The sequence below is a fragment of the Priestia sp. YIM B13486 genome, assembly GCF_042787865.1.
GTDB classification, from domain to species: Bacteria; Bacillota; Bacilli; order Bacillales; family Bacillaceae_H; genus Priestia; species Priestia megaterium.
On record NZ_JBHZOZ010000011.1, the window covers coordinates 49,888 to 63,761 of the forward strand.

The window sequence follows — 13,874 nt, forward strand, 5'->3', positions numbered from 1 at the left end:
CTACACTAAGTATTACGCTGAATTAATCATTTGTCAATTATTATTTAAGAAAATTTTAAATAATCTGAAATAAACTCATTATTTCTTATAGCAGCAATGGTTCATAGCTGCACATTCTTATTTCTTTAAACGTTATCGGACGTTCATGTCACTTGGGTGCGGACCTTTGCGGCGGTTGCTGTTTAACCCATTAATCTCTGCCATATCATCGGCAGTGAGTTCAAAATCAAACACGTTAAAGTTTTCTTCTATTCTAGACGGTGTAACTGATTTAGGGATGACAATTGTGTTGTTTTGTAAGTGCCAGCGCAATACAACTTGAGCCGGAGTTTTGCTATGTACTTCAGCAATTTTTTGAATGACCTCGTCTTGTAACACTTCTCCTCCTTGATCAAGAGGGCTCCATGCTTCCACAAAAATATTATGTTTGGCGCAAAACTCTTTTAATTCGTTTTGAGCAAGATACGGATGGCACTCAATTTGGTTTAAAACCGGTGTTACATCACATTCGTTTAACAAGCGCTCTAAATGCTCAATCTCAAAGTTGCAGACGCCAATTGCTTTTACTTTTCCATCGTGATAAAGCTTTTCTAATGCTTTATACGTCTCCACATACTCATCATATTGAGGCGTAGGCCAGTGAATTAAATATAAATCGACATAATCAAGTCCTAATCGTTCTAAGCTTTCATCAAATGCACGTAATGCATTTTCATAGCCTTGGTCGCTGTTCCAAACTTTTGTTGTAATAAACAGCTGTTCTCGAGGAACAGAAGATTCTTTAATCGCCTGACCTACTCCTTCTTCATTTTTATAAATCATGGCTGTGTCAATAGAGGTATACCCAACCTCAATTGCTTTTGACACTGCAGCTGCTGCTTGGTTATCTTCTACTTGCCATACGCCAAATCCAAGCTGAGGCATTTTTAAACCGTTGTTTAATGTAACAATATTCATTTTACACGTCTCCTTTTTTGTTAAAAAGTTCAAAGTTTTAATGATGGTGCCAGCCGATCAGCATAGCAACCTGTCCCATTATAATGCCGACTGGGATTCCTATAATCATGGCTCCAAATCGAAATTTAAAAGACCATGCACGCGGCACAAGGGAAAACAAATAAATCATACTCATCGTTGTCATACATGTACTGCTAAAAAAACTGACGACAGTGTGTAAATTTGGCATTACTTCTCCTCATTTCACTAGAACGTTTGCGCCTTTTCAATTTCATCATTTATCTTTCGTTCTAATGCCTATGTTTTCGCAGCCGACATAGTTACATTCGTCAAAGGGTTCCGTAATCCTGCTTTAATCAGTTAAAAATACTTTACCTACGTAACTTTTTTAATTAAAACGAATATGTGCTTTTAACTTCAAAGTTGTGTATAATTTCTGTATATTAAAATAATAAGATTTTTTCACTGTAAAGAACAACTGCACATTCTCTGTAAGGCAATCATACATATTTGCAAGAGTTAACGAAAGGAATGGATATAAAAAATGGCGATTGAAAAAGTAAAAGCATATTTTAAACAATACGGTATGGAGAATCGAATTATCGAAATGGATGAGTCCAGTGCTACTGTAGAACTAGCAGCGCAAGCTTTAAAATGCGAGCCGAAACGGATCGCAAAAAGTCTTTCTTTTAACGCCGAAGGAACTGTTCTATTGATTGTGGCAGCAGGAGATGCGAAAATTGATAACCGAAAATATAAAGAAGAGTTCGGAACCAAAGCAAAAATGCTTGGAGCAAGTGAAGTAGAAACGCTGATTGGTCATGCTGTAGGCGGAGTATGCCCGTTTGCCGTTAATGAAGGTGTTCACGTGTATCTAGATGAATCTCTGAAACGTTTTGTCACCGTTTTCCCTGCCTGTGGAAGTGGAAATAGTGCAATCGAATTAACAATACCCGAACTAGAAGAATTTTCGAAATGCTTAAAGTGGGTTGATGTATGCAAAGGGTGGAATGAATAATTTAGGTAAATTACGGTACAGCTATCCATAAAATAAATCAATCAGCACGCCAACAAGCTGAAACAGTTTTTGTTTCAGCTTGTTGGTGTATCTAAACGAATTTATGAAACAGCTTAACCCAACCTAGGTAAGAAACCCTTAAGAGAAATACAAAAAGAAATAGTAAAGGAATGTTCCTAGGGATAAAAAGCCAGCCGTCTAACGTATTCCACAGAAATTCACTTTTATTTGCTTTTCTCATCATTTTCACCTCAAGCAGATTTACTATTTTGTCTTCAAAAATTCTTTTACATAGTTATATACAGTATCTTCAACTTATGACCTTTTTTCAAGAAAAACGTGCATGGAAAATTGATTGAATGTGAATCTTTTGAATTCATACCCGCTATGTACTCATTCGTCATCTTAGTTTCATCTGTAAAAAAGAAAAAGCCTACATTTTTAGATGCAGGCTTCTTCTCGTTGATTCAGTCTTTCCTTTGTTTGCCTATTCAGGCCCTTTCGTTACGTATATCGGTTCATAACCAAAGTGCCTTGTGTCAGATACGAATATCTGCTTTCAATTTGCGGTAATACATTTGCTGAAGTCGCTGTTAAGCCTTTCAAAACTAATCAGTCCCTTCATACGCTAAGTATTTAACCTTTGACAACAACCATTTGCATGATAGCTGCTGTACTATATGTGTACCCCGTATTTATATAGTAAAACCTAAAAAAACAATTTTTTATTATATAATTTTCTAGATTTTAAAGCAAAGAAAATTTAGATAGTATAGATAAAAGACACCCGTCACCTATTTGCGCTTCTACTGCTCGTACTCAAGCGTTCAAAGAAAAGTATCCGCAGTGAAATTCATCAAATTTATTTAATGTATGATTTCATCAATTTTTTGAAATGCATCTTCAAGTGAAGCATGTCCATTTGTTTCTCCTTCGTTACCTTGAACAGTCCATTCTTGCTTTTCTACTGCTAGTTTCCCGTCTTTATCTTTTAGATAAGGTCTGTTTAGCATAAACACCTGATCATTCTTTTTTACTGTGTAGCCAAGATAATAGTGATTACCTTCTCCTTCTTCTTCATATACGGAGACGCCTTGAAGGTTATATTTGTTTAAAATGTCATCCATATGATGCGTCAGTTCACTTATAGCCGTTTCTCTTTTTACATATTCCACATTTTATACCCCTTTTCATTTTGATTTATGTTTAGCATTCCCTTGAGCATATTCAATTACACTATCTTTCAAACGTTATCTGAACAAAGCAAATCAATATGATCATCATTGATTGCATAATAAATCAAAAAAGCCACCTCACTATAACACAATAAAAAAACATTGCTAAGTGAAGTAGCTTTTTATTAATTAATGGAATCTATAAAAATAAGAAGACGTGCGAAACTTGATTATAGTTCAGTTAAAATAATCGGTTCACCGTTTGTTACAACAATTGTATGCTCACATTGTGCTACAAGACTATTATCAGGTGTAACAAACGTCCAGCCGTCGTCTCCGCGTTCAATGATATGATCAGCTTTCATAGAGATAAACGGCTCTACAGCAATAACAAGGCCTTTTTTCAAAAGTGCTTTATCCATTGGATCATAATAGTTTAAAATATGGTTAGGAGCGTCATGCAAGCTGCGGCCCACACCGTGACCCGTCAAGTTTTCAATAACAGCATATCCGTTTTGATGTGCAAAGTTAGAGACAGCACGACCAATTTGGTTTTGTTTTGAACCAGCTTTTACTTTTTTCATGGCTGCCCAAAATGCATCTACTGCAGCTTGGCACAGCTTTTCTTTTTCTTCGTCTTGCCCAATAACAAATGAAATACCGGTATCTGAATAATAGCCGTCAAGTACGGCAGATACATCCACATTTACTAAATCGCCATCTTTTAATACTCGATCTCCCGGAATACCGTGAGCCACTTCTTCGTTTACACTAATGCACGTTACACCTGGGAAATTATATTCTTTTTCAGGTGCAGAAATAGCACCGTGTTCATCCAATATTTTTTTACCGATCATATCAAGCTCTTTTGTTGTCATGCCTGCTTTTGCTTGGTTTTTCATCTCTTCGCGCGCAAGTGCAACGATGCGTCCAATTTTGCGTAAACTTTCTAAATCTTGTTCGTTACCAATAATCATAAAAAACACTTTCCTTCCTCGAAATATATATCCTATCCGATTTTATCATATTTTTATGAGGATTTTTCAAAAGACCTTTTAAGAACTAAAATGTACGATTAATTAGACTAGTAAGATATTTATCATATGTCAAAATCCTCTTCATTAACCTATGAAATTCAAAAAAGCATGCTACTTTACCGCAGCATGCTTTTTTATGTTATATAAAAGCTCCCTCAAACAAGCAGAAGCTTTCACAATCCCTTAATCCACTGTTTCAAACTTCACTTCATTAAACAAACTAGTAGAATTCCATACATTCAACCCCGCATAGCCTTCTGAAAAGGTATGGTCCACTGCATCAATCACAAGCTTATCATCGAGATAAACTTGAATGTGTTCTCCTTCAGCCGTTACTTTCAAGCGATAATCCGTATTTGTCTTTAAATCCAGCTTTCCCCCATCATCGTAAATAATGAGATCCTTGCCTATTCCGTCTCTAAACGCAATGAGTTTTACTTGATTATTAAGCACATCTACATTCGCAGCGTAAGCGTTATTTGCCTGTTCATCCGAACGGAATACTAGCGCTCCTGCTCCTGTAGAATTTGAAACAGGATCGTCTAACACCTTTATCTTTGCCTCATATATAAAATTCTTTGCTTTTTCTGATGATAAAGCAAAGGCATCTTCTTTGCTTCGTCCTTGTTTTCCATTAATCGTATCGGCCCATAGTCCGCTAATGCTTTTCCACCCTGATAAGTTTGTCTCAACAGGACTTTTATTCCAAATAGATTTTAATGGATACATCTTCAGGGAATTCAATTTCACAGCTCCTCCTTTGCTATAAAGCCTTATTTTATTGCTTGAAAGCGTTGGAAAGAGCTGATCTGTTATTACTTCCGTGCCGTTATTACCAAATACTTCTACAGATGACTGGTCTACAAACATATGAAGCTTAACCTTTCCGTCTCTTGGAAGCATGGAAGCAGAGTGCTTGCCTTTCACATTTTCACCAAAATCAAAATTTCCAGAGTTTGTTCGGTCAACAAATAATCGCTGCTTGTTTACGTTATAGCTGACTTTTGTATTTTCACTGCCTTCTTTTTGAATTTGAAAACCAAATTCTTGTGCATCTGTATTAGAAACATCGAATTCTGCCATAATTTCATATTTGTTTTCCTGTATGCCCGAAAGAAGATTTTTATTTTCAACGACCATCAGATTCTTCAACACCTTTTTTTCTTGCTTATTGCGAATTGAATCAATTGAAACAGGTATTTGTTTTAAACGAAGTCCTTTTGCTGTGTTAGTGAGTTCTATTTTTCTTGGAATCGACATAGAGCTTCTCCAAGTAGTAGTTGGGGTATTGTTTGCATATTGCCAGTTGCTCATCCAGCCTAGCCAATACTTTTCTCCGTTATCTCCTTCAACTCCGCTCCAATCTACAGCAGCATAAAAGTCGGCACCATAATCTGTCCAAAGCACTTCCTCTGGCGGGTTTTCATTTTTAAATGTTTTTCCGTCAAAATCACCAACAAAGTACTGCATACCTGAACCTCCAGCTGCCGCTCCATCATTGATGCTTACCTGCAGCACCCATTTTTTCTTTGTGCTGTCTCCATCAACCGGCAGTTCGAGTAAAGTAGGACACTCCCAAATCCCTCCGTTGCTTCCATGAGTTGATTTCACCCATTCTCCTGACACAGTATTCCAATCTGAAAGCTCTCCGCTTTCCCTTTGTTTAACTTCCTCCGGTTCTTTTGCTACACTGTCTACTTTATCCGGCATTTTTTCTGTATTAAATACATTAACATCATCTAGATTAATATGCCCCCATCCGCCTACAGCTTGATCAACGGCTTTAATATACAATACTTCTCCTATATACTTAGAAGCATCCCATACGTAGCGCTGATACTTTTCATCTGCAAACTTTGTATTCGCTTGACGAATCAATTCTTTATCGTCAGAGGCCCTGACTAAGGAGACATAGCGGTTTGTGGGGTCGTTTCCGCCTCCCATTAACAAATTGATTTCACCTGAGCCGCTCAATTTAAAATAAGATGAATGTAATTCTCCAGTGGCATTATCCCCATCTTGCTTATCGGAAAACCCCCATAAATGATACTTTCCTTTTTGTTCAAAGAGACCGCTCCAATTTGCGGTTGCATCCGTTACATGATCGTTTGTGAATGCATTTCCTTTTATCGTTTTCCAGCCGGTGAGATCGCCTGTTTCAAAACTTTTATTTTTAATTTCCTTTTCATCAGTATCAATAAACTTGGTCATGTTAACATCTTGAAACCGGACTGAAGATTGATGAACATGTAATCCAAACAATCCTTTTGAAAAAGTTTCATCTTTTGCAGTAAGGGTAAAGTTATCGTCTATATACAAATCAAGTTTATTTCCCGATGCAGTTACTTTTACTTGATGTGATTTGCTCGTATCAATTTTTTCGTTTGTTTCGGCAAGGACAGTTGAAATGCCATTTTGAAGCTTTACTAGTTTGATTGTATCCTTAGAAGCATCCACGCTAGCTATATATCCGTTTTTGGCTTCCGCGTCTGCCCGAAAGAGTAGTGCACCTGAACCAGGGTTTTCATCTAAAAATGTCATATTTGACTTAAAAATGAACTGATCTCCCTGTTCTTCACTCATGGTATATCCGTCGCTATCAGATTTACCGATTTTTCCATCAGCAGTATCATTCCACGTTCCCGTAACAGGTTTCCAGTTAGATAGATTGGTTATAAAATTAGATTGATTCGTAAATTTAACATGACGAAAGACAGCTGTGGAATTCCATGCTGTTAATCCAAACTGACCATTTTCAAAAGATGCATCACTGCCTTCTAGAACTTGTTTTCCATTTAACAGTACCTTAAAGTAGTGACTGTTTGCTTCTACTTTTACATGATATGCTTGTGATGTATCAAGCCTCATCGACTTTGAAACAACGGTCGTTACGTTTCCTTTCTCTACTTTGTTAAGTGTTAAGAGGTTCTTTTCTGCATCTAAATTGACGGTATATGCGTTTGTTGCGTCTTTATTAGAACGAAAAACAAGACCGCCTGCGCCTGCGCGTCCATTCTTTTCTACAAGCGTAATTTCTCCCTCCAAAGTAAAGGATTGACCTTTTTGTTCGGATAAAGTATATGTGTAGGCACCACTTTGACCGTTTGCTTGGATGCCTCCATCAGGTCCAAACTCACTTGCGTATTTCCAATTTTTTAAATCAGGTGATGTATAAAACATAATTTTATCTTTAGCAGCTAAAGACATCACCCACTGCTTGGTTTGGTCATGCCAAAACACTTTTGGGTCGCGCCAGTCTGGAACTCGGGGATTGGGCATAACAGGATTTCCTTCATACTTGGTCCACGTTCTTCCGCTGTCCTTGCTGTATGCTAGACTTTGCACTTGTCCTTTTCTGCCTGAGTGTGTAAAGATAGCTACCATTGCTTCTTTTCCAAACCCTGCGGTATTATTCCAATCGATAACGGCACTTCCGGAAAAAATCTCTCCGTTCTCATCTGGAGAAAGAGCAATCGGCAGGTGTTTCCATTTCACTAAATCTGTACTAACTGCATGCCCCCAGTGCATAGGTCCCCAAGTGATACCGTAAGGATAATACTGATAAAAAAGGTGATACTCTCCGTTATAATAGACCATTCCATTTGGATCGTTCATCCAGTTCGCTTCTGGAGAAAAATGAAATTGATTCCGGTATTTTTCTTGATAATACCCTGTATTATCAGCTAATACAGGGCATGCAGAAAACAAGCTTATGGAACAAGCGACTCCAATCATCAATAACTTTTTAACGGTTCTTTTCATCTTCCTTTCCTCCTTTATTTGCATACTGGTTATGTAAAACATTTTCACCAGCAGATGCTAGAAGAATAGATGACTCCTGTTATTTATCATCCTAAAAAGCCTATCCAATAACCCCCTATACCAATTAAGAAAATACCGAAAATAATAAGCAGCGGATTTGTACCTTTTCGAAGCATCCATGCTACTAATAAAGTTAGCGCTAAAGGAAGCAGCCCCGGTAGAATACTATCAAGTACATCTTGCACGGTTTTTACCACAACTTTACCAGAATCATCTTTGATCCTAGAAACAACCACTGGTATATTAATAGTAGTCCATTTCGAAACCAACGCTCCCATTACGAAGAGTCCTAAAATGGATGCACCTTCCGTCAGTTTTTGAATTCGATTCCCTACTAAATCTTTTAAAATTTCTGTTCCTTTTAAGTAGCCATATTTTAATCCATAATATTTTGTGCTTAATCGAATTGCATTAATTAAGATGAAAAACAGCAGTGGTCCGGCAATGTTACCGCCTAACGCAAGCGAGGCGCCTAGGGCTGCGAGAACTGGTCGAAGCGTTCCCCAGAAAATAGGGTCTCCTACACCAGCAAGTGGGCCCATTAATCCAATTTTCATTCCACTGATAGCTTTTTCATCAAAATCTTTTTTGTTTGCCATTTCTTCTTCCATTGCTGCCGTGACGCCGAATATAGGTGCGGAAATCCATGGGTGTGTATTGAACCATTCTAAATGACGCTTTAATGCTGCATTTCGCTGAGCTCCTGGTCCATATAAGCGTTTGATTGCTGGAATCATAACATAACAGTAGCCCATTGCTTGAACACGCTCAAAGTTAAATGAACCGAGTAAAAAATTCGAACGAATGAACATGCTAAAGATATCTTTTTTCGTTAATCTTTTTTCATTTTCCATCTCTATCCCTCCCTTAAGTTCGCCGTTTAGGCATCTAAATCATCGTCATCATCATATACTTGTTCGCTCCCTGTAGCTGCGGGAACGCCTGCCGGCTGCATTTGATTTCGCTGCTGCATTACTTGCTGATAAAGAAGTGCTAAACAAAGACCCAGCGCTCCAAATCCTACCAGGTTAAACCCTGTAAATGCCGCCAATAAGAACCCGATATAGAAAAAGGGCTTTAAATGAGGAATGTTCATCATATTGATAACCATGGCATATCCTACGACCACGATAATGCCTCCTCCAATTTGCAGGCCTTTTGTAATAACTTCCGGAATATTTCCGAGGAAAGTTTGCACGGCGCTTACGCTGATTAATGTAACAATTAAAGTTGGAATCATAACGCGTAGAGCCTGAAACCCCATAGCAGTAATATGCATAATTTCAATTCCTTTAAAGTTTCCTTCTTCCGCATACTTATCAGCTCGATGAATTAAAAATACTGTGATGGTACGAACAAAAATGGTGAGTACTTGCCCTGCAGCTGCTAAAGCTATGGCTACCGCAATGCCTTCACCAATCCCCTGACCAGCTGTGATAACTAAAATAGTTGAAATAACAGAAGCAATAGCCGTATCAGGTGCCATCGCCAATCCAACATTCATCCATCCAAGAGCCATTAATTCCAGTGTTCCACCTAAAATAATGCCGGTTTTTAAATCTCCAAGCACCAAGCCTACTAACGTGCAGGCAATGAGAGGACGATGGGATTGCCCTTCGTCCAACACGCTTGCGATGCCAGTTATTGCTGCAATGACTAATAATAAAATAATTTGTATGGAAGACATAAACTCATCTCCTTATTTGATTTTTGTTTCGTTTCTCAGTAGTTGAATAAAATTTTCACTAGAATCTGAAGGTAATTGGCGCAGCTCAAGCTTTACGCCTAGTTCCTGCAGTTTCTCAAAAGCATCGATATCTTTTTCGGTAACGCTTACAGATTTAGTGATTTGTTTTCGGTCATTAGCAAAACGCATGCCCCCTACGTTTACTGTCTCAATAGGTACGCCCGCTTGAACAAGCGCGACAATGTCTGCGGGGTTTTCAAACAGCAGCATGGCTGTTGTATCCTGATAGCGAGGGCTGTGAAATGCTTTTGTCATTTTAGAAATCGAGACAGCGCTCGCTTTTACATTCGAAGGAGCCACAGAAAGAATAAGCGTTTTTCGCATTTCATCCGCTGCCACCTCATCTGAAACAATGATAATTCGATCTGCTGCATTTGTTTTGATCCATCTTGTTAATACCTGCCCGTGAATAAAGCGGTCATCAATTCTTGCTAAAACGATTTTCATAATAATCCATCCTCTCCGATTTGGTTTGCTTGCTGGATTTTCTCCAAATGTTCACTGCACACTTGAAAACTTTCTTCATTCACCTGCTTTAATCTTCCTAGCATCTCTTTTAATGTAACGTGTTCCCTCATGGCTAACACTTCTAATAACATAGGCAAGTTAACTCCGGATACCATATCCGCTGTTTTATTTTTAAGGATATATGGAGTAGCCGCATTGTAGGGTGTACCTCCGAAAATATCTACTAAAAAAAGCACTTCATTTTCTAAGGGCATCTCCTCTAGTGCCTGCTTATATTTTTCTTCAAGGGTTTGGATACCCTCGCCTTTTAGAAAAGGTACGGCTACTACGTGATTCTCTTCACCAAATATCATTTTGGAAGACCCCTCTAACGCTGGCGCGAAATCACCATGTCCACTAATAATGACTGAAATCATGTACACTTGCTCCTCTCTTTTACGTTCTACACTTATTTATTGCAAGTATCGTGCCAACAAAGAGTATTAAGCGCTTTCATTTATTTTTCAATACCTTTTCCTGCGTTGTTGATACAGGTTCCTTAAAATAAACAAACCTGTATCAAAACGTCATGCGTTTTAATACAGGTTTTTCTGTTATTTAAAAAATGGGATAAAAAAAGAAACTAGTGGCATATAAATCAAACTAGTTTCTCAGAATTATAATATGATTTTTACATTTCATCCGCAAAAATGGTGGCAATAAATAATTTTTCATCTCTTGTTAAGCTAAGTTTCAGCTTTTTTTCGACGGCTTGTAATGTTTTTTCCGTTTTTTGATAAATGTTTTCTAACTGGTGAGTGATTTCTTCATCCTCGGGAAAAGTAAGAGGTTCATTTTTTATCATTCTTTCTAAAGCAAAGGCTGTATGCATCACAATTCGAATCATAACAGTGTTGCTTAATTCCATTTCTAACTCATCTTGTACATGACTTAACCATTCTAACAGAATTTCACTTATGAGGTACGGATTAATAAATAGAAGGTACTTTCGCAAGTTTTCTTCGCAAAGTTCACGCACCACAATATTCGCTTCGGTTTTCTCATCATCATAGCTTATCGTTTCTTTTGTAATTGCCTGTTGAAGTATTCGCTCTCCCTGCCCTTCAATGAGGACTTCTAATGATACATGAGGCGCATCAATCCTTGGATTTTTAGTACCTGCCGTTGCAACAATTTCATATTCTTTTTGAATTTCTCGAATGTTTGCTGCTAATTTAATAGAAGAAACGGTTAGAATTTTAATAGGTTCTTGAGATACTTTGCGTGAAATAATCGTTAAGATTTTTTCTAATTGTTTTGCTGTACCGCTTCCTGTTGTACAAATAGAAACAAGTGCTTTCTTTTTTCCAAACACGTGCTGCTGCTTATCTATAAATTCCATAAAGTCTTTTTGCACTGAATCAAATATGGCATATAAATTTAAATCTAAATAATTTACTTTTCTAACGGTGTCTAATACCATAGACGTCGTCACATTGCTGATGGTTTTAATTTTAGTCCCTGTTTTTTGTTCCAACTTGCTTTCTAACATGGCAAGCGAACCCATGTCCACGAGCATTAATACGCCTTCTCCTTCATCTACTTTCTTAATTCCTTGGATTAACCTGTCTACAATTTCAACCGGAGATACCGTCAAAGGCACATCAATAGCTATAATAGGAGTGCTTCCTAAAAGCTCCGTAGCAACTTCAACCATAGAAGTTGCCGTGCTGTTTCCATGGGCAGCAACTACAATCCCTACTCGTTTATTTTCTTCCAACGTTCGAATTGATTGAATAACCATTGTGAGATAAATGACTTCTATTTCTGGCACGCTAATGTTAAACCACTTTTCAATTCGATTTTTAAAAAGCAGTGCTACCGCATATTCTTTTGGATATGTTTCGCGAATTTCATCTATCTCTTTTGTATTTAATACGTCTACTTGTTTTTTTCGTTTTAAAAAGGATTCCATATGCATACTTAAAAAATGAATAAATCTACGATCAAATTTACAGTTCAATTCTTTTTCAGCCAACTGTTTTAATTCTTTTGTAAGCTGAATCACATCGTCTTCTACGAATTTCATTAAATTAGAGGTCTGGCCATTTTTTTGATTAAAAAAGCTTCGAACATTCAAATGAATGTCGGTAAGAATATACTGATTGATGTCTTCTTGAGATAAACCTTCTTTTGTTAAAACATCTACTTTTTCTTCTATTAACTGATATAAATTAAATGATACGTCTTCCTCCATTTTTATTTCTTGGCTCTCCATAGCCGGGGAGATAATCGTTTTAAGGTTTACATATTCAGAAATTTTTTTGCTACGCTCCATATTTTTACTATTTGAAATCCAATCTCGTTTAATATCGTCAGGCAGATCTCGCACTGTAAGTTCCACCATATGTTTACTATCAAGGTTATTTAAAAACCCGTGTGCGCAAACGAGCTGCACATTCGACTTTAACTGCCCTACATTTCCGAATTTTTCAGTGTGGATTAAAGCATTTAATACATCAATGTGAACACTTAGCTTTTTATTAATTCGTTTAGCCTCTTGTTCTAAAAGAAACGTGGTGAGGCGAATTTTTTCTTTTAAAGACCTCTCTTCTAATGAGGGAATATGGATAGTCATCGGAATTCTTCTTAAGAAAGTTTGCAGTAAGGCTGAACCGGGATTTTCAGTTGTAGCACAAATAATTAATACCTTAGACGTTCGCTTATGATCTGTTTCCCCTAGGCGATTGTACGTACCTTGATCAATGAGGTAAAAAAGCATTTCTTGGCCTTCGGGAGGAAGCCGGTGTACTTCATCCATAAAGAGAATCCCTTCATTTGCTTGTTCTACTAAACCTACTTTACTCTCAGTTGCTCCGGTGAAACTCCCTTGCTTATGACCAAATAACTGAGAAAGAAGTAATTGAGGATTATGGTAATAATCAGCGCAGTTAAAGGTAATGAACGGGGCATCTGTTTTTAGCCTCTCTGAATATAAGGCAAATTGATAGATTCGTTTTGCAAAAAGAGATTTTCCCGATCCCGTGGGACCTAATAGCAGCATATGTAATCCATTAGGCGGGTAAAGAACAGCAGCTTTTGCTTGAGAAATCGATTTTTTCAAACTTCCGGTAGCTCCAATCATTAATTCAAAAGGATTAGCAGGAAGAGCTTCTTCTTTTCCTCCATTAGATAGCTGCTCTAGTTTTTCTACTTCCATCTTATTCGTATCCCACTTTTGATGGCAAATGGTTTCAACAACCTCTAGCGGAACGTAGCGAACGGGGAACATTTTAATTTTGATTACTTTTTGCATGCGGACAAGTTTGTTAAGTTCAAGACTTACATTAGATCTCTCTAAATCTAACTGTTCAGCAATTTCAATCGCTGAGCTTCCTTGTTTATGTAAAAGTTCCACTTCTGTAAACTCTTGAAAATTACTCAACAGCTGATTGTATACCTTATCAATTCGTTTCATTAGAAGCACCTTCTTTATTTTCAGTTCACGATTGGAATTTTCTCTTTCAAAGAAATGATCATTCCCTACTACTACAAGCTATTTCATCTACAAGTACCCTCATGTCATACTAATCTATGAAAACGTTTCAAACCATTATATGTAAATATATTAAGTTAGTCAAACCTGCATGTCAACCGGTTTCATTCTTAAA

10 protein-coding genes and 1 pseudogene are annotated in these 13,874 nt (G+C 37.4%); 1 reads left to right on the forward strand and 10 read right to left on the reverse strand.

Features of this window, described 5'->3' with window-relative positions:
• Window positions 1–132: 132 nt before the first annotated feature.
• Both ACFX4G_RS22440 and ACFX4G_RS22445 read right to left on the reverse strand, forming a co-directional pair.
• Window positions 133–957: an aldo/keto reductase gene (locus ACFX4G_RS22440; RefSeq protein WP_128821010.1), complete on the reverse strand. Its 825-nt coding sequence runs from the start codon at window positions 955–957 to the stop codon at window positions 133–135.
• A 37-nt stretch (window positions 958–994) separates the two neighbouring features.
• Window positions 995–1,186: a hypothetical protein gene (locus ACFX4G_RS22445; RefSeq protein WP_097823850.1), complete on the reverse strand. Its 192-nt coding sequence runs from the start codon at window positions 1,184–1,186 to the stop codon at window positions 995–997.
• Between the two features lie 315 nt (window positions 1,187–1,501).
• On the opposite strand from ACFX4G_RS22445, the gene ACFX4G_RS22450 reads away from it, so the two are divergent.
• Window positions 1,502–1,975 (forward strand): YbaK/EbsC family protein, encoded by a 474-nt coding sequence (locus tag ACFX4G_RS22450; protein WP_013082511.1) that lies wholly within the window; start codon window positions 1,502–1,504, stop codon window positions 1,973–1,975.
• A gap of 866 nt (window positions 1,976–2,841) precedes the next feature.
• Here the strand turns inward: ACFX4G_RS22450 and ACFX4G_RS22455 are convergent.
• From ACFX4G_RS22455 to ACFX4G_RS22490, 8 genes and pseudogenes are all read right to left on the reverse strand, one after another.
• Window positions 2,842–3,150, reverse strand: a complete 309-nt coding sequence (locus ACFX4G_RS22455; protein WP_052500311.1) for a DUF5634 family protein — start codon at window positions 3,148–3,150, stop codon at window positions 2,842–2,844.
• 230 nt (window positions 3,151–3,380) lie between these two features.
• Window positions 3,381–4,176, reverse strand: a pseudogene (map, locus tag ACFX4G_RS22460) (type I methionyl aminopeptidase).
• 194 nt (window positions 4,177–4,370) lie between these two features.
• Entirely contained in the window at window positions 4,371–7,949 is a 3,579-nt protein-coding gene (locus ACFX4G_RS22465; protein ID WP_377577121.1) for a glycoside hydrolase family 32 protein, read from the reverse strand.
• 86 nt (window positions 7,950–8,035) lie between these two features.
• Window positions 8,036–8,863, reverse strand: coding sequence for a mannose/fructose/sorbose PTS transporter subunit IID (locus tag ACFX4G_RS22470; protein WP_013056298.1), 828 nt, complete (start codon window positions 8,861–8,863; stop codon window positions 8,036–8,038).
• A 26-nt stretch (window positions 8,864–8,889) separates the two neighbouring features.
• Window positions 8,890–9,696: a PTS mannose/fructose/sorbose transporter subunit IIC gene (locus ACFX4G_RS22475; RefSeq protein ID WP_043979122.1), complete on the reverse strand. Its 807-nt coding sequence runs from the start codon at window positions 9,694–9,696 to the stop codon at window positions 8,890–8,892.
• 12 nt (window positions 9,697–9,708) lie between these two features.
• Window positions 9,709–10,203: a PTS sugar transporter subunit IIB gene (locus ACFX4G_RS22480; RefSeq protein ID WP_013056296.1), complete on the reverse strand. Its 495-nt coding sequence runs from the start codon at window positions 10,201–10,203 to the stop codon at window positions 9,709–9,711.
• Window positions 10,200–10,640, reverse strand: a complete 441-nt coding sequence (locus ACFX4G_RS22485) for a mannose/fructose/sorbose PTS transporter subunit IIA (RefSeq protein ID WP_014460796.1) — start codon at window positions 10,638–10,640, stop codon at window positions 10,200–10,202. Before ACFX4G_RS22485 ends, ACFX4G_RS22480 begins: the two co-directional genes overlap by 4 nt.
• 254 nt (window positions 10,641–10,894) lie before the next feature.
• Window positions 10,895–13,681 (reverse strand): sigma-54-dependent transcriptional regulator, encoded by a 2,787-nt coding sequence (locus ACFX4G_RS22490; RefSeq protein ID WP_377577124.1) that lies wholly within the window; start codon window positions 13,679–13,681, stop codon window positions 10,895–10,897.
• Window positions 13,682–13,874 lie beyond the last annotated feature (193 nt).